Origin of the sequence: Azospirillum sp. A26, from assembly GCF_042604635.1 — a bacterium.
GTDB lineage: Bacteria > Pseudomonadota > Alphaproteobacteria > Azospirillales > Azospirillaceae > Azospirillum > Azospirillum palustre.
This window is the reverse complement of sequence record NZ_CP170474.1, coordinates 533,795-555,210: the sequence shown is the minus strand read 5'-3', so window position 1 is coordinate 555,210 and position 21,416 is coordinate 533,795. Positions and strand designations below refer to the sequence as shown.

The 21,416-nt window shown below is 67.8% G+C and carries 15 protein-coding genes and 1 pseudogene; 5 read left to right on the top strand and 11 right to left on the bottom strand.

Annotated features, from left to right (window positions below; genetic code table 11):
- The first annotated feature begins 235 nt into the window (after window positions 1-235).
- From xylF to ABNQ39_RS26190, 3 genes are read left to right on the top strand one after another with little or no spacing between them, the layout of a single operon-like run.
- A complete protein-coding gene (xylF, locus tag ABNQ39_RS26200) occupies window positions 236-1,294 on the top strand; it encodes a D-xylose ABC transporter substrate-binding protein (RefSeq protein WP_376963874.1) in 1,059 nt (352 codons plus the stop codon).
- Window positions 1,294-2,616 (top strand): sugar ABC transporter permease, encoded by a 1,323-nt coding sequence (locus ABNQ39_RS26195; RefSeq protein WP_376963871.1) that lies wholly within the window; start codon window positions 1,294-1,296, stop codon window positions 2,614-2,616. Before xylF ends, ABNQ39_RS26195 begins: the two co-directional genes overlap by 1 nt.
- Window positions 2,613-3,416 carry an ATP-binding cassette domain-containing protein gene (locus tag ABNQ39_RS26190; protein ID WP_376963868.1) on the top strand — a complete coding sequence of 268 codons (804 nt, stop codon included), beginning with the start codon at window positions 2,613-2,615 and terminating at the stop codon, window positions 3,414-3,416. The genes ABNQ39_RS26195 and ABNQ39_RS26190 overlap by 4 nt, the downstream gene beginning before the upstream one ends.
- 149 nt (window positions 3,417-3,565) lie before the next feature.
- Here the strand turns inward: ABNQ39_RS26190 and ABNQ39_RS26185 are convergent.
- The 11 genes and pseudogenes from ABNQ39_RS26185 to ABNQ39_RS26135 all read right to left on the bottom strand — a co-directional run.
- Window positions 3,566-3,716, bottom strand: a pseudogene (locus ABNQ39_RS26185) (IS5/IS1182 family transposase); the annotation flags it as partial.
- A gap of 96 nt (window positions 3,717-3,812) precedes the next feature.
- Window positions 3,813-5,375 (bottom strand): formylglycine-generating enzyme family protein, encoded by a 1,563-nt coding sequence (locus tag ABNQ39_RS26180; RefSeq protein ID WP_376963865.1) that lies wholly within the window; start codon window positions 5,373-5,375, stop codon window positions 3,813-3,815.
- A complete protein-coding gene (locus ABNQ39_RS26175) occupies window positions 5,365-6,579 on the bottom strand; it encodes an ABC transporter permease (protein WP_376963862.1) in 1,215 nt (404 codons plus the stop codon). The genes ABNQ39_RS26180 and ABNQ39_RS26175 overlap by 11 nt, the downstream gene beginning before the upstream one ends.
- Window positions 6,576-7,319: an ABC transporter ATP-binding protein gene (locus ABNQ39_RS26170; RefSeq protein ID WP_376965033.1), complete on the bottom strand. Its 744-nt coding sequence runs from the start codon at window positions 7,317-7,319 to the stop codon at window positions 6,576-6,578. The genes ABNQ39_RS26175 and ABNQ39_RS26170 overlap by 4 nt, the downstream gene beginning before the upstream one ends.
- Before the next feature lie 26 nt (window positions 7,320-7,345).
- The gene (locus tag ABNQ39_RS26165; RefSeq protein ID WP_376963859.1) at window positions 7,346-9,355 is read right to left on the bottom strand and encodes a vWA domain-containing protein; all 2,010 of its coding nucleotides are present in this window, start codon (window positions 9,353-9,355) and stop codon (window positions 7,346-7,348) included.
- A 17-nt stretch (window positions 9,356-9,372) separates the two neighbouring features.
- Window positions 9,373-10,449: a hypothetical protein gene (locus tag ABNQ39_RS26160; protein ID WP_376963856.1), complete on the bottom strand. Its 1,077-nt coding sequence runs from the start codon at window positions 10,447-10,449 to the stop codon at window positions 9,373-9,375.
- A gap of 27 nt (window positions 10,450-10,476) precedes the next feature.
- A complete protein-coding gene (locus tag ABNQ39_RS26155) occupies window positions 10,477-13,149 on the bottom strand; it encodes a virulence factor SrfC family protein (protein WP_376963853.1) in 2,673 nt (890 codons plus the stop codon).
- A 16-nt stretch (window positions 13,150-13,165) separates the two neighbouring features.
- Window positions 13,166-16,180 (bottom strand): virulence factor SrfB, encoded by a 3,015-nt coding sequence (locus ABNQ39_RS26150; RefSeq protein WP_376963850.1) that lies wholly within the window; start codon window positions 16,178-16,180, stop codon window positions 13,166-13,168.
- Window positions 16,181-16,257: 77 nt separating this feature from the next.
- Window positions 16,258-17,532: a hypothetical protein gene (locus tag ABNQ39_RS26145; protein ID WP_376963847.1), complete on the bottom strand. Its 1,275-nt coding sequence runs from the start codon at window positions 17,530-17,532 to the stop codon at window positions 16,258-16,260.
- A gap of 5 nt (window positions 17,533-17,537) precedes the next feature.
- Window positions 17,538-18,632 (bottom strand): S1 family peptidase, encoded by a 1,095-nt coding sequence (locus tag ABNQ39_RS26140; protein WP_376963844.1) that lies wholly within the window; start codon window positions 18,630-18,632, stop codon window positions 17,538-17,540.
- A gap of 213 nt (window positions 18,633-18,845) precedes the next feature.
- Window positions 18,846-19,847 (bottom strand): vWA domain-containing protein, encoded by a 1,002-nt coding sequence (locus ABNQ39_RS26135; protein WP_376963841.1) that lies wholly within the window; start codon window positions 19,845-19,847, stop codon window positions 18,846-18,848.
- 317 nt (window positions 19,848-20,164) lie between these two features.
- Between ABNQ39_RS26135 and ABNQ39_RS26130 the strand changes: the two genes are divergently transcribed.
- Both ABNQ39_RS26130 and ABNQ39_RS26125 read left to right on the top strand, forming a co-directional pair.
- On the top strand, window positions 20,165-20,854 hold the full coding sequence (locus ABNQ39_RS26130; RefSeq protein WP_376963838.1) for a hypothetical protein: 690 nt from the start codon (window positions 20,165-20,167) through the stop codon (window positions 20,852-20,854).
- 26 nt (window positions 20,855-20,880) lie between these two features.
- Window positions 20,881-21,408 carry a hypothetical protein gene (locus ABNQ39_RS26125; protein WP_376963835.1) on the top strand — a complete coding sequence of 176 codons (528 nt, stop codon included), beginning with the start codon at window positions 20,881-20,883 and terminating at the stop codon, window positions 21,406-21,408.
- Window positions 21,409-21,416 lie beyond the last annotated feature (8 nt).

Genomic DNA, 21,416 nt, shown 5'->3' with positions numbered 1-21,416 from the left:
TGACATGCCCTCTCCCGCCCCGGGAGAGGGAGGGGACCCACGAAGTGGGGAGGGTGAGGGGGAATGCGAGAATCCCGAACCGCATGGTTCCTTGCATCACCCCTCACCCTTCCCACCGCTTCGCGGCGGGCCCCTTCCCTCTCCCGGGACGGGAGAGGGAGGTGATGCCCGCTCCACTGCTTTCGTCGATCAACAAGGCCGCCGCAACCGGACGGCCACACAGGGAGGAAACACGATGAAGCACCGTCTTACCGCGACCGCCGCCGGCCTGTTCCTGACGCTGGCAGCCGCCACCACCATGACCTCGACGGCCGCACTCGCCGCCGGCGCCACCGTCGGCGTGTCCTGGTCCAACTTCCAGGAGGAGCGCTGGAAGACCGACGAGGCGGCGATCAAGGCCGTGATCGAGAAGGCCGGCGGCAAGTACCTCTCCGCCGACGCCCAGTCGTCGCCGGCCAAGCAGCTGTCGGACATCGAATCGCTGATCTCCCGCGGGGCCAACGCGCTGATCATCCTGGCCCAGGACAGCGACGCCATCCGCCCGGCGGTGGAGAAGGCGGCGGCCGAGGGCATCCCGGTCGTCGGCTATGACCGGCTGATCGAAATCCCGTCGGCCTTCTACATCACCTTCGACAACAAGGAGGTCGGCCGGCTCCAGGCGCGCAGCGTCTTCGCGATGAAGCCCAAGGGCAACTACGCCTTCATCAAGGGCAGCTCCACCGATCCGAATGCCGACTTCCTGTTCGCCGGCCAGATGGAGGTGCTGAAGGCGGCGATGGACCGCGGCGACGTGAAGAACGTGGGTGAGGCCTACACCGACAAGTGGCTGCCGGCCATCGCCCAGCAGAACATGGAGCAGATCCTGACCAAGACCGGCAACAAGGTCGATGCCGTGGTCGCGTCCAACGACGGCACCGCCGGCGGTGCCGTCGCGGCGCTGGCGGCGCAGGGTCTGGCCGGGACGGTGCCGGTGTCGGGCCAGGACGGCGACAAGGCGGCGCTGAACCGCATCGCGCTCGGCACCCAGACGGTGTCGGTGTGGAAGGACGCCCGTGAACTCGGCCGCCGCGCCGCCGAGATCGCCATGGAGCTGGCGGGCGGCAAGAAGATGACCGACATCTCCGGCGCCACGACCTTCGACGGCGGTCCGAAGAAGCAGAAGATGACCTCGCTGTTCCTCACCCCCATCGCCATCACCAAGGACAATCTCGGTCAGGTGATCGACGCCGGCTGGGTGACCAAGGACGTGGTCTGCCAGGGCGTGAAGCCCGGCAGCGTCAAGGCCTGCAACTGATGGCGGAGCCGTCCACCACCCTGTCCCCGGCGCCCCCTGCGGAAGCGCCGGCCGGACGTCGGGCCGGCATCGGCGACGCCCTGCGCGCGCTGGAGCTGGACACCCGCATGGTCGGGATGATCGGGGCGCTGGCCATCGTCTGGATCGGCTTCGACATCCTGACCGGCGGCGCCTTCCTGACCCCGCGCAACCTGTGGAACCTGTCGGTGCAGACCGCGTCCGTCGGCGTGATGGCGACGGGCATGGTGCTGGTCATCGTCACCCGCAACATCGACCTGTCGGTGGGCTCGATCCTGGGATTCACCGGCATGGTGGTCGGCGTGCTCCAGGCCCGCATCCTGCCGGAGATCTGGGGCTTCGAGCATCCGCTGACCTGGGTGGTGGCGGTGCTGGCGGCGATTGCCGTCGGCGGGGCGGTCGGGGCGGTGCAGGGCGCCATCATCGCCTATCTCGGCGTGTCGTCCTTCATCGTCACGCTGGGCGGTCTGCTGGTCTGGCGCGGGGCGGCGTGGTGGGTGACCACCGGCCAGACGGTGGCGCCGATGGACGGCCTGTTCAAACGGCTGGGCGGCGGCTTCGAGGGCGCCATCGGCGCCGGGCCGAGCTGGATGGTCGGCATCGCCGCCGTCCTGCTCTCGGTCGCCGCCATCCTGGTGACGCGGCGGCGTAGGGCCGGCTTCGGCTTTCCCGTCCGGCCGCTGTGGGCGGAGGGGGTGGTGATCCTGCTGGTCGCCGCCGCCATCGTCGGCGCGGTGCTGGTGGTCAACGCCTATCCGCTTCCCGTCCCGGTGGTCCGCCGGATGATGGAGGCGCAAGGACTGTCCACCGACGGCGCGCTGCCCTTCGTCGCCCACGGCTTCGCCATCCCGGTGCTGATCGCGGTGGCGGTGGGGGTGGTGATGACCTTCCTGTCGCGGCGCACCCGCTTCGGCCGCTACGTCTTCGCCATCGGCGGCAACCCGGAGGCCGCGGAGCTGTCGGGCATCAACACCCGCCGTGTGATGGTGATGGTGTTCGGGCTGATGGGGGCGCTGTGCGGCCTGTCCGCCTGCATCGCCACCGCCCGGCTGAACGCCGCCACCAACGCCAACGGCACGCTGGACGAGCTGTATGTCATCGCCGCGGCGATCATCGGCGGCACCTCGATGGCCGGCGGCGTCGGCACCATCCTCGGCGCGATGCTCGGCGCCATGGTGATGCAGTCCTTACAGTCCGGCATGGTGCTGCTGGGGGTGGACGCGCCGATGCAGAACATCGTCGTCGGCCTCGTGCTGGTCGCCGCGGTCTATGTCGACACGCTCTATCGCAGGGGCCTCAAATGACCGCTCTCGCAACGGCAGTCCCGCAATCGGCATCGGCCCCGCTGGTGGAGATGCGCGACGTCTCCATCGCCTTCGGCGGCATCAAGGCGGTGGACGGCGTCAGCATCGACCTCTACCCCGGCGAGGTGGTCGGGCTGCTCGGCCACAACGGCGCCGGCAAATCGACGCTGATCAAGATCCTGTCCGGCGCCTATGCCGCCGACCATGGCGAGATCCGGGTCAACGGCGAACCGGTGCACATCACCAGCCCGCGCGACGCCAAGCGCTGCGGCATCGAGACGATCTACCAGACCCTTGCTCTGGCCGACAATGTCGATGCCGCCGCCAACATCTTCCTCGGGCGGGAGAAGCTGACCGCCTGGGGCACGCTGGACGACCACGCGATGGAGGCGGAGGCACGCAAGGTGATGGGCCGCCTCAACCCGCATTTCCGCCGCTTCAAAGAGCCGGTGAAGGCGCTGTCCGGCGGCCAGCGCCAGTCGGTCGCCATCGCCCGCGCCATCCATTTCGACGCCCGCGTCCTGATCATGGACGAACCGACCGCAGCACTCGGCCCCGCCGAGACCCGTCAGGTCGGCGAGCTGGTGAAGCAGTTGAAGCAGGAGGGGATCGGCATCTTCCTGATCTCCCACGACATCCACGACGTGTTCGATCTGGCCGACCGCATCCATGTGATGAAGAACGGCAAGCTGGTCGGCACCGCCCGCGTCTCCGACGTGACCAAGGACGAGGTGCTGGGCATGATCATCCTCGGCAAATGCCCGCCGGGAGCGGTCCCCGGACCGGGTGCGGCGGCCTGACCGCTCAGCCCGCCGGCCTGCCCAACCACCGCCACGCCTCTCCCCCGGTCTCGATCAGCCGGTTGGTGGCGACATCGAACGTGGACCAGGCGTTGTTCTCGAATGGTGGGTCTGGAAGCCAACCTGCTGCGCAGTTGCGACGACCCACAGGCGACCTTGCGGGTGGTCGGCATGCCCACAAGCTGGTCATGATGTTCACGACCTTGCAGCCGACGGTGGCCTCGACCTTCTGGGCAGGCAGCGCCCGATCAGTTGCTTGTAGCGCATCATGGCCACCTCGCCCAAGGAGCGGCGGCCAACTGCAGCTTTCTGGTGCCTTCCTGACCTCTCCACCCCATCCGGACCCTTGCAGAGCTGTCCACCGATTCGGTGGGGGGGCACCTGCCGGAACACGGCCTACAGTGGATGCAAGGCCTCTTTCAGGAAGTCGCCGAGGTTGCTGGGCGGGCGAGACTTGTATCGGGCACTCTGCTCGACGAAGCGGGACGTCATCTTGATCAGCCCGGCCGAGCCGTCGTAGCTGAAGGATGCAGAGACGCGCGGAAGCTGCCCTCTCAGGAGGTCGGGACCGAAATTGTCCGTCGCCTCGACGAGCAGGGAGAGATAGGCCTCGCCGGTGAGGCGCGCGCGGTTCCGCCAACTCTCGATGCTCTTCACATACTGGGGGCGTACCGTTTCCGATGCGACCTGAAGAGCGGCCTCCAACCGATCCGCCTCGTTCATTTCCTGCCGATAGCCGCGCATCAGAATGGCGGCGCTCATCACTGCCATGCGGGCACCGTTCGCCTCGACCTCGTTGCGCCGGTTCAACTCCGCTCCGATGTCGGAGGCGAGGCGATTCAGCCGCTCGGCGACCGCGGGCCGGTCCGCCTCGGCGGCGAGGGTGCGCGTTACGGTCGCCAGATTGGCCCCCGGAGGCAGGTCTCCGCCGGGGGTTGGCCGCGCCTCGGCCGCCTTGACGAACGCGTTGATCCGGCTTTGGCTCGGGCCCGCAGGAATGCCGATCGCCAGACGGAACCCGGTAAAAGGCGCACGACGTGCCGTACCGTCCACGACATCGTACAGCGGCTCCTCGCGCCGGTCGGCGTTGCGCACCTCCAGCTCGGAGGTCAGGCAGGAACCGCCTCGCACGACGAAACCGCCGATCTGCCCATGCAGCCGCCCCGGCGCGGTCGGCTGGTAGGGGTCGAGAACGATCTCGCCGACATTGCCGAGCACGTCGTAAAGGCCGAGCGGGTTGGGCTTGAGGGTACCGATATACTGCGACTGGCCATTGCAGGAGTCCGGCGACCCGATCCAGGCATAGTCGGTGACCGGCCCTTCCATCGGAAACACGCGCCCGACCTCCTGCGACGGCATGATCTTGGCTCCGCCCCTTGCGGCGAACTCCCATTCACTCTCGGTCGGCAGTCGCAAGAAACCGGGGGTGCCGTCCTCCTTGGGCAGCGCATCGCGGGCGTTCTTCAGCATCCACTCCGTGTAACGCTGCGTGAAGATGACGGCGTCGAACCATCCTGCGTCCTCCTTGGGCAGCGCGCCTTCCGTACCCTTGGCTTCGCAACCCTTGCCCATCACCGCATCGTACTGCGCCAGTGAAACTTCATATTTGCCGATGTAGTAGAATCGCCGTTCCGGCTTGCCATCCTCGCTGAACCCGCCGACAAGCCGTCCGAAGCGCAGGTCCTCGCTGCTCGCACGCGCCTCGTCCGGGCTGCCCATGCGGATCTGCTGGTCGGACAGCCAGTTGCTGTTCCCGACGAAGGTGTCGATGCGGCGAAACATCATCTTGCCGCCACAGGGCATGGGCAGAGCCAGGTCGCCTTCGGCGGGCTTCGGATCGAAATTCTCCCGCGGCCATGCGGCCGGGGCGTTCGCCGCCTGTGCCCCGGTTGCGGAAGCCAGGGAAGAAACTCCCAAGACGAGGGCCGCCCCGACGACGGCGCGCCAATCAATTCCCACGGATGCCTTCTCCTGGTTCGATGCGGGTGACCTGCCAAGCCGCAGTCATGGAAGCGAGCAGCGCCACGCCGACGGTGAGGGCGAACGCGGTGCCGAAATGAACGGGTGCCAGGCTGCTGATGGTGCCGGAAACCAGAAGCTTGTCGGCCAAGCTGCGGTTGAGGACGGCCGCCGCGGTGAAATAGGCGCCGCTTGCCAGCGCCCAGCCGCAGGCCGCGACGACGATCGCCTGGACCACGGGAAACAGGGCGGCCGGCAGGCGTGGCAGGCCGTGCAGCCGCAGCACGCTCAGCGCCGGACGCTTGCGCTTAACGCTTCCCCATTGGGTCGCGCCGAAGGAGAACAGGAAGCCCAGCGCGCCGGCCGCCGCAATGATGAGGAAGATCACGCCGAGTGCGGCGTTCAGCGCCATGATGTTTTCGAACTCCTTCAGTCTCGGCGCCCGCACGTTCAGACCGCGGGCGGCTAAGTCCGCGTGCAGCGAGCGCAATCCCGGCAGATCCCGGGCATAAAGGCGGAAGTTCCTGTAGGCGAAGGGGGTCGCCGTCTCGCGGCCCGCCCAGCCGAAGGCCGGTACGGCCGCGCCGTCCCGCCATTGCTCCACGGCCGCCAGCGTCTCGTCCGCCAGAAGCGCTCCATCGGCCTCCCACAGGGCGGGGTCGACGAAGCCGGTGACGGTCAGTGGAACGGTCAGGGACTCCTCCGTTCCGGCGAGCCGGCGGACGGCCGACAGCACCACCCGGTCGCCCTGCCGCACGCCGAGCCGTGCCGCCAATCCGCGGGACAGGATGGCCCCGTCGCGCGCAGGCGGTGCTATGCCGTGCCCGAGAAGGGGATCGCCCGGACCACTGCCGAGAACGACCCCGTCGGCTCGCGGGCTGACCCCTTCCGCTTCCTTTGCGAAGGCCAGCTCGCGGGCGATCGGCGAGGCGTGGCCCACGACGAAGCCGACCCTGGAATCCGCCCGCAACGCATCGAAGAACTCCGGCGGATAATGTCCCTGCTGGGTGGCGACGATCTGCCGGTTGCGCGGATCCTCGGAAAGATCGGCGACCAGGCTGCTGACGACTCCGACGCGCAGGCTGTAAAGGACCAGCAATGGCGCCAGCACGGTCGCCAGCGCCAGCACCTGGGTCAGGAAGCCGGCGCGGTCGTGGAGGAGGTCGCGCAGGCCGAGCGACAGGCCGATGATCCAGAGTCTCATGCAGCATCTCCGGCGCCGCGGGAGAGGGCGACGGCCTGAAGCGCGCCATGGCTCCCGTCGTCGACGAGGCCGGTTGCCGAAAAGCCGAACTCATCGACCAGGGCGTGATCGTGCGTGGCGACCAGCAGCGCCGCCCCGGCCGTGGCCGCCGTTTCGCACAGCAGCTCCATGACGACGCGGGCGATGCCGCGGTCCAGCGACGCCGTGGGTTCGTCAGCGATGACCACGCTCGGCCGGTGGGCAAGCGCCCGCGCGATGGCGACCCGCTGCCGCTGGCCGCCGGACAGGCGGGCAGGGGGGCTGCGGAACAGGGAGTCGATCCGCAGTTCACGGCCCAGCCGGTCGATCCAATCGGAGTCCGGCCGGCCGGCGAGGCGCTGGCTGAGGGCGATGTTGTCGCGCACTGAGAGGAATTCCAGCAAGCCGCCCGTCTGGTGGACATAGCCGAAGACCTGCGCACGCAGACGCGTGAGCAGCGATTCCCGTCCCTCCCTCCAGGCTCGGCCCACGTCGACGGCGCCGCCGGACGGCGCCGCGGCCCGGACCGCCAGGACCGAGGCCGAGGAGGGCGCGCGGGCGCAGGCCACCGTCTCGATGAAGGTGCTTTTCCCGCTGCCGCTCGGACCCATGACGGCGACCCGGTCGCCGGCGAACAGCCGGAAGGCGGACACCCGCAGCCGGAAGCAGCGGTCCGCATCCTGCCGTTCCGTCAGCAGGTCCGCGATGTCGATCAGGGGCACCGCCAATTCCCTTTTCCCGGCATCCGTCATGGCATCAGGCTGATCGGAACGGGATAGACCGCCTCTTCGAGGCCGGCGGCGGGGTTGAGTTTCACCCAGCGGTCGACGTCCTGGAAATAGCTTTTGTAGATCTGCTGCTTGGACCGGATCCCGGTCAGCAGCTCGTGGAGCTGGGCGTCGCTGAGCGCCTCCAGTGTCTCCTGCCTGTGCGACAGCAGGCTGCTCTGGTAGGGCAGATGGTTCACGAAGCCGGACACCAGGTCCTTCAGGCTGCGCACCTCGTCCGGGTTGGGCACGTGGCTGGCGAAGTTGGGGTCCAGCGACTGCAGGGCGGTCGGATCGGTCTGGGCGGTTGCCAGCACGTGGCGCAGCTGTGCGAAGAAGGACTGGCTGCCCCCCGCTGCGTCCAGGCGGCGTGTCGAGGCCTGCGAGATCGCGTCCAGGGCTTGATAGAGTTCGTTGAGCTGGTTGCGCGTCAGAAGCACGTTGACGTCGAAGGACTGGCGCGCCATGGGGTCGGCCGGGTCGAAATCCGCGGCCCACCCTTCGAGCACGGTGGGTGCGCGGGTGTTCTGCCGGTTGCCGAGCCAGGCGAGCTGCATGGCGCGTCCCGCGTCCAGGACCGGGGACGCCGGCGCGGCCGCGGCCGCGGGCGCGCTGCCGGCCATCCGGCCCTGCGACGCGTTCACCGACATCTGCACGATGTCATCGGCCAGCTGGTCGATCGTCGCGCCGAACCGTTCCAGGTCGCCGTCGGGAACGGACAGAGAGTAGCGGCGGTCCGTCGGGCGGAACCGGGAAAGCTGGTTGAACTGGCTCTCCGCCTGGGAATGATACTCCTTGCCCTGGGGCGTCTTCAGCAGGATGGAGATGATCGCGGTCGCCCTGTCGGGCGAGCCGGCGTCCGTCGCCATGTCCGACGGGTTGATGCGCGTGGAGCTGCGCGGATCGTTCGCCTCGCGCACCGGCGCGTCCGTGATCATGATGATGTAGCGGCCGCCGAACTTCGGCCAGCTCTCCATGCGCAGCGCGGCCTGGACGCCGGCGAGGCCGTCTTCGACGAAGCCGGCATTGGAATCCTTGGATTCCTCCACCTTTTCGATCGATTTCAGGAAGGCCGAGGCGTCGAAGGTCTCCTGCAGCGGGTAGAAGACGCGCGTCAGGTAATCGGCGCCGGACCGTCCGTCCAGGGCGTCCCGAAAGCCGACGAGCCCGAAGCTGACCTTGTCGCCGATCGAGGATTGACGGATGCGCTCCATCACCCGGCGCACGGTCGTGCGCGTCCGGTCGATGTATTTGCCCATGGACATGGTGGTATCGATGACGAAGACCACCCCGGTCTTGAACTCGGCCAAGGCCTGCTGCTGGGTCACCTCGTCCGGCTCGTCCGGCAGGGGAAGGGAAACCGAGGCGACCTTCACCAGCTTGGTCCCTCCCCGGCGGCGCACGCCCGGCACCTGCACGTCCTGTGCTTCCAAGATCGGCAGCAGGTAGAAGGAAGATCGGAAATCCGCCACCGGCTGCGGCTCCATGGCCAGGACACCGCTGTCCGGCGGCAGCGACCGCGACCTTGCGTCCTCGACGAGCCGCGTGACGCGTTCGCCCCGGTGCTGGTCGGCGAGCAGCGCGTCGAGTGGCGGGCGCTGATCGAAGAACAGGACCGGAGGACGGTTCGGCGCTTGGTTGAAGGCCAGGGCGACCGCCTGGCGCCAGGGCACCGTCGCGCTCTCCGGAAGCCAGCCGGTGGGCGCCTGATTGCGGTTCGGGCCGACGCGCAGCCAGCTCTTGCCGCCTTCGACCTTGCGTTCGAAGACATAGAAATGCGTGAAGGTCGGCAGCGCGGCGGCGCCCGCCGCCGGGTTGGCCCCAGGGGTCGCGCTGAGGGCGGCGAGGGGCCGGGTAAGGATGCGCTGGTCGAGGCCGGGCACGCCTTCGACGGCGAGCGGCTGTGCCGCGCCCACCGGCGGCACGGCTCCGGCCAGGCTCCCCAGGAACACGCCGGCCAGAAGCGCCGCCTTCACTGTCTTCGCAAGCATCGCTCGTTCTCCCGATTTCACCGGCATGCGGTCTTCGCCTTGGGCAATTCGAGGCGCAGGGCCTCGCCTGCCAGCACATCGCCTTCGGCGGCGCGCCGGGTCATCTCCGTTTCCAGGCGGCCAAGCGCCGCGGATGCGCCGGTCTCTCCGGCGGCACATGCCCGCGCGTAGAACTGGAGCGCCGCAATGTCGTTCGGTTCCCGGTACAGGCCCTGCGTGAATTCCACGGAGTCGAGGGACTGCGCCAGATACAGCAGCGTCGGCCCATAATTCTCGGCCTCCGGCCTGCGGAACTGCCGCCAAGCTTCGTCGGCGTTGCCGGCAGTGGCGGCGGCTATGCCCCGCTCATGCAGTTCGGCCAGCGTCGTCGGCGGTGGCGGTGGCGGTGGCGGTGGGGATACCGGAGAAACCGGTGCCTGGGACGGCGCCGGCTGCGGAGCCATGGCCGTCTGTTCCTGCCCACGCTGATACAGCAGGAAAGCGGCGGCGGCCCCCGCCACGACCAGCGCGAGAAGGAGGGCCCACGGCAACCAGCGTCGCTTCCCGTCGTTATCGACCGGCGGCGATGGTGGCGGAGGCGGAAGCGGAGGAGGCGGCGGTGGAGGAGGAGCAGGCGGTGGTGGGGGGGGCGGAGAGGGAGGGGGAGGGGCGGGTAGTGGCGGCGGGGGAGGGGCAGGCGGCGGTGGTGGCGGCGGTGGCGCCGTCAGAAAGGAGGAGCCGCCCCGGGCGCTCGGATCGCCGGCAGGGGGAACGGTGGTGGAGGGGGGGGTGACCCCCTGCCATATCGCCTGTCCTTCGAGTTTCAGATCCGGCAGCAGGATCCGCAGCGGCGTGAAATCCTCGATGAGCGCGGTAACCCGCTCACCCAGCGACACCACGAGGTCGGTGCCCTCGTCACGGACCGGGGAGGCCTGCCAGCGGTACTCGACCGCCTGCCATCCCCGCTGCCCGAGATAGGGGGATTCGGGATCCTCCTGGGCTATGATCACGTCCACCGGACCGCTTGCGCGGCCGGCGGCAGCCGGGATCACCACGGCGGCGACACCGCCCCTCGGGTAATGGTCGTCGTCCTTGATCTCATAAGGCAGTCGCATCGTGGCTCACTGTGCAGGCGAGTAGCGTCAAAGGTGGAGTGCGTCGAGAATGGCGCCGAGGCGGGCGTTCTGTTCCGGATCGACCAGTTGGCCGGCACTTGAGGACGCGTTCTCGCGTGTCAGGACCAGGAAGGCCTTGGCCCATTCCGTCGGAAACTGCCGGCGCAGGGCCGACAGGGAGGCCTCGTCGGCCGGCAGGTTCGGCATGTCTCCGGGCGAAAGCGGGGGCACCGCCGTGAAGGCGCCGCGCGCCTGCGCGGCGATGTCGGGATCGGATGCTTCCTCCATGAGCCGGCGTCCGGCGTCGCTGACGAAGTCGTTGACGATCAGGCTCGTGCCCAGGGCCACGGCTGCGGCGGTCGCCGCCGGAGACTGGCGGTAGCCGATGACTTTGTCGGTGTGGGCGTCGATGCGTTCGATCAGGCGGAGCCGCCGTGCGCCACTCTCCAGCTCGTCGGCGAAGGTCTGGAACTGCTCCGGAGTCAGGCCGAAATAGCTGGTGAAGGCGGTGTCCCCCATCTTGCGCAGCAATCCGCTGAGCCAGCGGGCGATCGCGGCGCTGCCGTAGGTCTCGCGGCGCGGCGCGGGCTGGCTCGGGGCCGCTGGGGCTGCCGATCCCTCCGACCCGCCGAGAGCGTCGAAGTCGATGCCGAAATCGTCGGCCGGCGGCTTTGCGGCGGGAGCGTCGGCGGTCCGGGCGGCATGCCGGTCGCGCCGCGCGAAGTCGAAATAGGCCTGTCGGAGCGCCAGTTCGTCGACGCCCAGCTCTTGCAGGAACAAGCCGATCGGCTTGCCGGATGCGGCGAGGGCGCGAAATGCCTCCATCGCACGGGTCGTGCGGCGGTTCAGCCGTTCCTTGATGTCGTCCTTATCGAAGTAGGTCGACAGCTTGGCCGACAGCTCCACGGCGAGCGCTTCGGCTCTCGGCCGGATCTGGTCGTATTTCAGATCGGGCGCGCACACCGGCGCCAGCGCTTCGGCGAGGTGCGACACGCCGCCGTCGTTGAAGGCCATCATGGCGTCGACCTTCCGGTCCAGAGCGGACACATGGGTGCGGACCAGATGATTCTCGGCGAGGGCTTTGCGGAAGGCGGGCAGCAGCCGGTTCTCGAAGTCCGGTGTCAGCGCGGCCTCGTCGCGCACCACCCGATCGGCCGGTGGGCCGTCGTAGACGAAGATGCTCTGCTGTTCGACCGCCTTCGGATTGCGCAGCATGAAGCTGTTGTCGAAGGGCCGGTTCGGGTGCCATTCCGTGGTCCAGCCGGGGAAGGACCGGAAGTTGGTGTCAAAGCGGTTCTCGATCTGCTGGTCCATGCCGGCGCCGGCCGCCAGATCGAAAAGCCGGTCGCACTTGGTCATGCAGAACAGCAGGCTGGTGCTGCGCCCGGCGCGCTCCCGGGGGGTGGCGCCGTGCGTCTTGACGATCCAGCCCTCGACCAGTTCGGGAAGCTTCGCAACCTCCATGTTGCTGTCGGGAATGCACAGCATCATGGTGTTGAGGTCGAGATCGGCGACGTAATTGTCGAACAGCACCGCGACCTTGCCGCGGAGCAGGCAATTCTCGCGGGGCGGACGCTCGCCCGCCTTGACGTCCCGCCTCAGATACTTCTCGGGCGTCTTGTCCTCGCGCGAGCGCGCTCCCGGGAAATCGAGAAGGTCTGTGTGTTCCAGGAACGGCCAGGGCGCCCTGTCCAGCGTCACGCGCAGTTCGGATGTCAGGGCGGTGACCACCGACTTCCGGAGCGAGACCTGGGTCCGGTCGGCCAGCGCCAGCCGGACGATTTGTGCGCCTGGGCCGCTGCTCTGGGCCAGTTCGTAGATGCGGTCGACATGGAGGACGCCCGCGGATGTGTCGCGGATCGCTTCCATCTGGGCGAAGGCTACGGTTGAGTGGGCAAGCTGGTCGAGCGCGCCCTTCAGTTCGGTGAAGAGACCGTCGAACTCCGGCAGGTTGCCCCAGAGCGGCGACAGGGCGCGGACGCGGGCCGGCCCGCTCAGCAACGGGAGCAGACGTTCCATCGCCGGCCAATAGGCTTCCGCCAGCTCCGGGATCTGGATGTAGGGGTGGGCGGTCAGGCTCTCCTCGAAATATTCGCGGAGTTCCAGCACATCCTCCATCCGCAGGCCCGGGGCCGGCGTGCGGCCGGCCTGCGGCTCCAGTTCGTCGACCGCCCGGTCGACCCAGGAAACATGCAGCGGATCGCGCGGCTCGTAGGTGCCGGCGAGATCGAACAGGAAGCTGTTGGCCAGGATCTTGACGAGGTCCACCTCCCGCAGGAGGCGCAGGACCACGGGAAAGCCGGGAGGGGTGGGATAGGGGGCGATGGAGAAGCGGGTGACGAGGCCGGTGGTCTCCTTGCCGCCCTGGGGATTGACTTGGCTCAGGAAGTCCAAATCCTCCCGTTCGGCGCCTTCGCCGAACACCACCCTGGCCGGCCGCTCGGTCGGGGTGATGAACTTGCCGATCAGAAAGGACTTGCCGGCTTGGCTGGGTCCGAACACCGCCGCCGACATCGGGCGCACGGCGGCGGTGGCCAGCCGGTTCGCCTCCACGATGTGGGTCTTCAGGCTGCGCTCCAGCCCCGACCGCGCCGGCCCGACCAGCTTGGCGTTGTCGCTTATCCAGCCCAAGGCGTCCTTGGCCGCCTGCGCCATGGCCAGGGAACTCTTGCCGAGGGCCTGATCCTTATCGCGTATCATGGGATTCTTCTTCCTCTCAGCCCTGCGAGTTCATGGTGAGCAGGCCGCTGTCCAGCCAATAGCCGGCCTCCTGGCCCCGCTCCACGCGCAGGGTCTGGAGGCTCGGAGGTTTCAGCCTGTCGGTCACGTCCTCGCCATCGGCGTCCTTGACCTGCTGCACGTCGAAATCTTCAAGGGCGCCCTCGTCGTCCTCCACCGGTTGGTTCCTGCGTTCGAAGGTGACAGAGAGAGGCATCGCCAGCTTGCCGGCATCCGCGGAGTTCCGGAAATCCAGGAAGTAAAGCGGCGTCGTCTTCCAACGCTCCAGGGGGAGCTGCCGGTATCCGATGAAGGCCGGCGGCGTCAGCGCGACCGTGCGGCTGATGGCCTGCTCGTTGCTGTCCAGGTCGATGTCGGAGAAGATCAGCTTCTCCGTCCGTATCTGGTCGTTGATTTCCATCACGCCGATGTAGCGAGCCGTCGAGCGCATGCGGAAGTCGCCGGTGCGCACGAGCATGCCTTCCACCTGCCCAGCGCAGACTTGGCAAAGCATGGCGCCGACCGCCGCGGTCGTCTTCGGATCCTCGACCCGGAACGTGGCGGAATGGAACGGATACCAGTTGCCGATCTCGTAAGAGTCCATCGGCACGATCCGGCTGGGCGGAACCGGCGCTTGGCCTATGATCATATCCTTGATGACCGGGAAGCAGGACGGACGGCCGGACAGCAGGAGGACGTCGCAGTCGTAGGAACGGACCACGTCGCAGATGTCCGTCAGCATACCGCGGACGACGCCGCGGATGGTCGCGGCGATGTTGGAACGCCGGCTGCGCAAGACCACCTGGTCGAGGTTGAAGCCGGTCCCGCCGCTGCGCCTGGCGGCTTCCTCAACATAGTCGATGACGGCACGCCGGGGTTGCCGGTCCGCCGGATAGCTGTCAGCCAGCCGCAGGACCAGTTCCTCGTCGCCGGCATGCCGCGCACCCGCCTCGTAACGGCTCAGCAAGGCGAGCGCCGCCGGCCTCAGCACCTGGTTGACGAACAGGGCGCGCAGGGTCCGATCCTGCTGGGACATGCCCTCGCGCTCGCTGCTGAAACGCTCGACCAGGAAATTGTCCGGGTAGGTCACCCCCGCCTCCGCGAGCGCCTGCCGCAGGCAGGGCAGCACCTCGTCCTCGATCACCTGCTTCAGGATGTCGTCGCCCGCAAGCCGGAAACCTTCCCGGAAGAGCTGCCGCGGCAGGATGGTGCGGTCGTTGTCCGTCACCTCATGCTGGATGATCATGAGATCGGTGGTTCCGCCGCCCATGTCCATGCTGGCCACGCGCAGCATTGGGTTCCCGCCGGAATCCTGGCGGTTGCGGCGCATCATCGTGAAGAAGTCGCGCGGCGCGCTCTGCGACTTCTGCGTGATCTCGTTGTAAAGGTAGACCAGGTGCGTGGCGGTCGCCTCGTCCCATTCGGTCTTGAGTTCGGGGCGCCGGCGCAGCGGCTGGCCTGCGTCCCAGTCCATCACCTCCCACAGAAGGTCGATGGCGGATTTCGCAAGGGCCTTCAGCGCCTTCTGCTCGGCGACCGGCGTCGCAGAAGGGACCGTCAGGATCACGTTGCGCAGAACGCGCGGTTCCTCGCTGCGCGCCCGATGGGCCCGGGTGGACGGGGCGTTGATCTGGATCAGCGCATGCGCCAGCAGCTCCGTCAGCATCAGCATGTAGAGGGAGCGGCGCGAATAGGCTGGCTTCATGCCTGGGAAATCGCCCGGCTTCAGCTTGCTGCCATTCTGCTTGAGCTTGCTCGGGATCGGGCCGCGGATCGGCGGGACCCGCTCGCCCGCCGGCAAAAGCCCGCCGTTGTTCACCCAGGGGGTTGTGCGTTCGGCCTTGTCCCACAGATAGCGCTTGGGGCTGGAAAGCCCGCTGCGCCCCTGCGTGCCGTCGGTCAGCGAGGCGAGCCAGGCCGCTTCCGGTCCGACGCGCACCGGACTGGGCCACCAGAAGGCGTCGCGCACCGGCCGCCCGGACATGCGCGAGTAGGCGCCGAGGTTGAAGTTGGCGGTGTGGAACTCGACGCGGCTCTCGAAGGGGTCGGCATAGGTGTGGGCCGGGTTGGACAGATCCCGCAACTCCAGCCGGTAGGCTTGGCTCATGTCGAGCCGCTGCGTCCCTTCGGAGGAGTCCTCGATCAGGATCCCGCAGGTGCGGCTGTTGCCGATGTCGATGACGAGATTAACCGGGATCGGCTTCTGGTCACGCGCGTAGGGCGCCTCGTCCATGAAGCGCAGGCGCGGCAGGATCGGTCCTTCAGGCGCGCCGGCCGGACGGTCGGGCGCGCCGCCGTCACCCAGCACCTTCAGCAGGACCGCGTAATGCGCCCAATACACGGCGCCATTGGCGAGATTGTCCAGCGTCACCTTCTTGCCGTTGGACCGGGCGCTCTCGGCGGCAAGATGGTTGTCCCGGAGCCAGCAGCGGACCCATTCGGTGGTCAGGAAGGGGTTCACGTCGCGGAAGCCGGTGGCGAGCGCGAAGGGTACCATGTCGGTGGCGTCGCGGGGTTCGGGCATGACGTACCGGTTGCCGGCGGGACGTGCTCCGAGAAGGGTGTCGAGCGCCAGGGTCACCCGCCACCGGTTGCCGTCGGCGTCCGGCTCCGGCAGCTTGGTGACGAACAGGCGCGCCCAGTTGAACGGACCCTCGTCGAACACCCCGTCCTCCAGGATGCGCAGGACGGGGGCCGGCATCCAGCGTCCGGCGAGGAGATCGAGCGCTTGGTCGCCACGGACCAGGAACTCGTCCCCGTCCTCCAAGTACACTCTCATGCCGGTGGCGGGATCCTGGTAATAGAACTGCTTTTCCTCGTCTTTGCCGACCTCATGCAGCTGCACCGGCTGCCGGCCGTCCTCCAACTCCCCGGCAAGCGGCTGGCAATAGAAATACTGTTGCACCTGCGCAGCGAAGGCGGCCGTCACGCCGAAATCGAGAAACTGGATGCCGGTGTTGGGGATCAGCGTGACGACGCTGCCTTTTTGCCAGCGGAACAGGCCTTTCAACATTGCTCGAACATCCTTGGTTTCTCGAAGATCTACTCTAGGCGGTGGGCGATTGGAATTTGGCGGGCAGTCCGGCTTCTTTATGGAATCGTCACGTCCACGACCCGCACCTTGTCGCTGAGTCCGAGCTGGCCGTCATAGACGGTCTCCTCGGATCCTTTCTTGACGCGGACTTTGAAGTTGGTTCTCCCGGCATCCCGGTCCTTGAAGTTGTCGACTTCGATCCGATAGCTGCCCGGCTGGGCGTGGCTGAAGAAGACGTTCTCGACCGGCCGTTCGCTTGGGCTGCCGCTGTTCGCATCGACGTCCAGCCGACCGCCGCAGGCGCTGCTGTTGCGGAAGGAAATCTCCGCGCCTCCCGGACACAGGACGTGGAGGTCCAGGTCGGCCGGGGTGTTCCAGATCAGCGTGATCGTCAGATCGCCTTCCATCGCTCCCGATTCAGTCATCCGTCGGTTGAACTCGGAATTGGCGTGCGGGGGCGCGCTCGCCGCTGGCGGCTCGCATCGGGGCGCCTGTTCGAGGCGCTGTTCGAGCGAGGCCAGTTCGGCGCGCAGCGCGTCCGTGCGGGCGGCCTCGCGGTCGGAGGCCGGAGCCACCGCCATCGGCCGCACCGGGCAGTGGTTCAGGAGGCTTCCTCCAGGCCAGAGGCCGCACCCGATCATCAGGAGGTAGAAAATCCAGGCCATCAGAAGGGCGAAGAGAAGCCAGAGCAGGGACCACCAGGCGAAGGGCCGCTCGACCAGGATCGGCGCCGGCGCAAGTATCGTCGCCGGCGGGACCGGAGGCTCCGCCGGCGATGCGGCCACCGGCGGCTCTGGCTGCGGCGGTTCGGGCGGCGGCGTCACGGGCGGCGGGACCGCGCGGCGTATGAACTCCTTGAGGGGGTTCTGGGTGGGCGGCATGCCTTCCGGTTGGGTGCCCCAGTTGATGAGCACCGGCTCCCCGTCCAAGGAGAAGAGGAGCTTCTCGATCCCTTCGGCATCTCCCGGAAGGCTCAGGGCGCGCTGGAGGGTTTCGCCGATGAGGCGCGCGGTCTGGTTGCTCGAACCGAGCAGCGCCGCCGCCATGGTCTCCACCTGGCCAACCCTCGCCTCCAGGCTGGCGCGCAGGCTCTCCTGCTCGACCGGGGACAGCTCCTGGAAGGGCTTGACCGACTTTCCCTCCGGCGCGAACCAGGTGATCCGCCCGCCGGGCTGGGCAACGGGTTCGGCGAACAGGTCGGCGAGGCCCGGCTGAGGGGCATTGCGCAGGTAGCTGTCGATCTGTTCCCAGGAATCGAGCACGCGTCGTCCGGCGACGCCCAGCGGGCGCAATCCGGCCAGGGTGGTGTCGGCGATCGGCTTGCGGACCATATCCGTCACTCCGTCCGCGGAGCGGCGGGCTGACCGGCGCCTGGGGCCGCGGTTGCCGGTGCCCCGGCCGCGGCCGGAGGGGGGGCGGGCGGGGAGGCGGACGGCGGGGCGCCGACACCGGACGAGGGCGTGCAGGCGCCCGTCGCGTTGCGCACCGCGACGTTGTTGGCTGCCAGGAAGCGGCCGGCGTCGGCGGCGGCGAGCGCATAGTTCATGCGGCCTTCCTCGCGTGCCTGGATGAAGGTGTTGATTCCCAGCACACGGCCACAGCGGTCGACCAGCGGACCGCCGCTGTTGCCCGGCGTGATCTGCGCGGTGTGCAGGACGATGTTGGTGCCGGCGCCGGATTGCACTGCGGTGACCACGCCTTCGGTGACGGCGGCGGTCGGCAGCTCGGTCCGTTCGCCTCGCAGCAGCTGCTGGAACCGCTGGTCCGTGTCCAGGACCATGCCGGGGTAGCCGGCGGTGATGACGTTCACCAGCCGCTCCGCGGGCGGGGCGAAGGACAGCGGGACCCGGGAATTGGCGCCGGGGTCGTCCGGCACGCCGAGAAGGGCGAAGTCCGGGGAGCCCGGCTCGCCGTCGGCGCTTTCCGCGACGATCTGGGCGGCCACGACACCGGTGGCCCGGTTGACCACGTGAATTTTGCGTCCGGCGCCGCCGGCTGTGACGTGCCGGTTGGTGAGGATGCGGCCCGGCGCGACGAAGAAGCCGGTGCCCGATCCCTGCACCTCTCCGGCGGCGTCGCTCTGGAGAACCAGGACCGTCGCTTGGTCGAGCAGGTCGAGCAGCGAACCGGAGAAGGGCCGGTCCTCCGGAACGGACTGGGGCGGCACCCTGGTCCGGTCGGGAGGGGGGGCCGGCAGTGCCGCATGGTCCTGCGGCTGCACATTGTCCGGGGCGGGGCCGCCGGGCAGACGATACCCGTCCGGTGCAACGCAGACGCGGGCGTCGACGAGGCGGCGCAGGCTGGCGATGCGTTCCTCCAGCGCCCGGTTGGTTTCGGCCTGGGCGCCGGGAGCCGGCACGAAGGCGGCCGGTTCCGGTGCAAGGGCGCCGGGGTAGCGCAGCACCCCCGGAACCAGGAGGAAAAGCAGCAAGATCGAGGCGACAAGGCACGCAATGGCCGGCGCCACCCACGGGCGGTGGGGCGTCACGACGACCGCAGGCCGTTCGGGAGCGTGGCCGCCGGATGGCGTGGCGCCCTGGCCCTGTCGATCCGCGGGCTCCCCATTGGTGCCTTCCCCATTCACGCTCATTCCTTTAACCCTTTTCCTTGTCTCTTGCGTCCCGTCCGGCAGTGAGCCGGAGCTTCATCGGCAATGGTCTGGCACGCTCTGTCCGGCGGCGGTCCTCAGCAGCGGCGCGAGCGATGCGGCGTCGCCGGCCTGCATGAACTGCCCGCCGGTCCGGTCGGCGATACAGCGGAGGGCATCGATGGAGCGGGTGATGGCGAGGACGTTCACGTTGATTTCAGGACGTTCCCGTTCCAGCTGCGCGGCCGCCGCACACGGGTCGCCACCGCAGCTGTCTCCGCCGTCCGAGATCAGAACGACGTTGAGCGGACGGGGAGTCCCTTCTTCGCGGGGGATCATGCGTGGCAAGGCCGCGAGCGCGTCCGCAAGCGCGGTCGAGTTGCGGAGTTCGGTGCCGTTGATCGCGCGCTTCAGGTCCGCGCGTTGCGCCGGCGAGAATCGTCCTTCGTGATGCGGCGGCCCGCACTGGGCGAAGCTGACCAGGTCGAAGCCTGTCTGCGCGTCGGCGGCATCGGCGAGCTGCGTCAGGGCTTGCTTGGCCAGCTCGATGCGCGGTGTTCCGGGGGCCGTTTCGATTTCCCGAAGCAGGGATTGGAATTCGGCGAAGGCAGGGGATGACCTGTCCATTCCGCTTGCCCTCAGCCTCTCGCCCGCCTCGCCGGCCCTGCGTTCGAGGCCCGGATCCAGCGTGTAGGACCACTTCATGCTGGTCGAGGCGTCCAGAAGCAGGACCACCCTGTCGGAGCGTCGCACGGGGCAGGCCGCCGGCTGCGGGGCCGATTGGGCCGCCGACTGGGCCGGCGGCGGGCAGGATGCGGCCTGCGCGAGCCGGCGCTCCAACTGCCGCACCTCTTCGGCGAGCGCGGCGCCGCGCAGCCGCTCCGCCTGACCCTGGCCGATCGCCGGCGCGGCACAGGAATCGATGAGCCAGCCCACGCCAGGCAGAAAAAGACCGCAAGCGGCCAGAGCGAGCCAACCGATCACGACGGCAAGCACAGCCAGCAGTCCGAACAATCCCGCTGCGGCAGCCGCCCGGCCAGGACGCCGCACGTCAGTCATCGCCACGTTCCACCCGCCCTGCCGTCGGAAACGGCACCGGTGTCCCGAGCGCAGGTCCCCTGGTCATTGATATTTCCCTTCGCCTCATCCCCACATACTTCGCATTTTTCGCGGTCGGCATGACAAGTCAGCAACCAGCGAGCAATTAGAAAGATATCGTTAGCACTTTTTCGGATAAAATGCGCGGCAAGTCCACACCAAACAGGGTTAAGGAAATTAACCTTTGGTTGTGATTTTGACAGGCGCCTTCGCTCCGTCGAAGACGTAACAAGCATTTGGTCTTGCCATTTTTGATGGAAATGAGGGAAATTAAAGTAATGATGAAGAAAATACGTATTGCCTCAGTGCTGACGATTGTTCTTTTTTCGGCGGCCTGCACGACGACCGGTAACAGGGCGTCGCAAAATATGTCTCCCCAGCAGCGGGCGTTGCAGGATTATTCTGCCAGCTATACGACCCAGGGCGCAGTCGCCGGTGCCGCGCTCGGATGCCTGGCCGGTCTCCTGCTGAGCAAGAACAAGGCCGCCGGTTGCGTGGGGGGGGCCGCGGCCGGAGGCTTGGCCGGCGGCTCGATGGGCTACTATGTCGCCCAGCAACAGGGGCAAGCCGGTTCGGCCAGCGCCCAGTACGCCTTGCAGAAGAACAAGCTGGAAGACGACGTCGCCCAGGCCAACCAAGCCGTCCAGGCCTCGCTCGACGTGACCAAGGATACGCAGGCTGAAATCAAGCAGCTGCAGCGTCAGGTTGCGTCTGGGCAGGCCTCCAAGGGCCAGCTGGCGTTCAGGGTGCAGGATGCCGAGCGCGATCGTGCGAACATGGTGAAGATCTCGACCGGTCTCCAAGAAAAGATCGACAACCTCCAGGCAGGAATCAATGGCGGCACTCTCTCGAAGAGCGAACTCACCTACATGAGGACCAAGCAGGCCCAGCTGGTCGCCGAAAAGCAGAAGCTGGACAACACGATCAACGATCTCGCCGGCGTGACCGGGGGCGTGACCGGCGTTTGATGTTGCGGCGGACAGGGAGTTCAGGCGTGTTCAAAGTCAAGACGGCAAGGCATTTCGTCCTGGTCTCGGCATTGCTGCCGGTGGTAGCGGGCTGCGCGACCACGGCCCAGCAGTGCGATCCCGGCAAAGTCAGCGACGTGTTCACGGCGGCAAGCTGCAGTGCGTCCGGGGGCTTCGAGGCTCATCTTGCCGCTGCGCGGTCGGAGGTCGAGGCGTTGCGCGTGGAGGCGGCCGCGTCGCAGTCGAGGGTGGCCGATGCCGAGCGTGAGGCAAAGAGGCTGGTGGGCAACCGCTCTGCGCTGCAGCAGAAGATGGCTTCGGAAAAGCGTGAACTGGATCGCCTTCGGTTGAGGCTCGCGGGCATGCGTGTCGAGAGCGAAAAGGACCGCGCGAGACAGACCGCGCTCAATGAACAGTTGAAGGCAGCCGAAGCCAACCTGAAGATCATGGGCAACAGCAGCCAATCCGCACAGGAGATCTCCACTCTGGAAACCGATATTGCTGCCAGGAAAGAAGTGATTGCGAAGCTGTCCGGTCTGGCTCTGCAGGAGTAGTCGGTGCC

Bases quoted from the DNA above. Each gene is read 5' to 3' on its own strand.
- xylF (WP_376963874.1), top strand. From the start codon at position 236: ATGAAGCACCGTCTTACCGCGACCGCCGCCGGCCTGTTCCTGACGCTG.
- ABNQ39_RS26195 (WP_376963871.1), top strand. From the start codon at position 1,294: ATGGCGGAGCCGTCCACCACCCTGTCCCCGGCGCCCCCTGCGGAAGCG.
- ABNQ39_RS26190 (WP_376963868.1), top strand. From the start codon at position 2,613: ATGACCGCTCTCGCAACGGCAGTCCCGCAATCGGCATCGGCCCCGCTG.
- ABNQ39_RS26175 (WP_376963862.1), bottom strand. From the start codon at position 6,579: ATGAGACTCTGGATCATCGGCCTGTCGCTCGGCCTGCGCGACCTCCTC.
- ABNQ39_RS26165 (WP_376963859.1), bottom strand. From the start codon at position 9,355: ATGCTTGCGAAGACAGTGAAGGCGGCGCTTCTGGCCGGCGTGTTCCTG.
- ABNQ39_RS26160 (WP_376963856.1), bottom strand. From the start codon at position 10,449: ATGCGACTGCCTTATGAGATCAAGGACGACGACCATTACCCGAGGGGC.
- ABNQ39_RS26155 (WP_376963853.1), bottom strand. From the start codon at position 13,149: ATGATACGCGATAAGGATCAGGCCCTCGGCAAGAGTTCCCTGGCCATG.
- ABNQ39_RS26150 (WP_376963850.1), bottom strand. From the start codon at position 16,180: ATGTTGAAAGGCCTGTTCCGCTGGCAAAAAGGCAGCGTCGTCACGCTG.
- ABNQ39_RS26145 (WP_376963847.1), bottom strand. From the start codon at position 17,532: ATGGTCCGCAAGCCGATCGCCGACACCACCCTGGCCGGATTGCGCCCG.
- ABNQ39_RS26135 (WP_376963841.1), bottom strand. From the start codon at position 19,847: ATGACTGACGTGCGGCGTCCTGGCCGGGCGGCTGCCGCAGCGGGATTG.
- ABNQ39_RS26130 (WP_376963838.1), top strand. From the start codon at position 20,165: ATGATGAAGAAAATACGTATTGCCTCAGTGCTGACGATTGTTCTTTTT.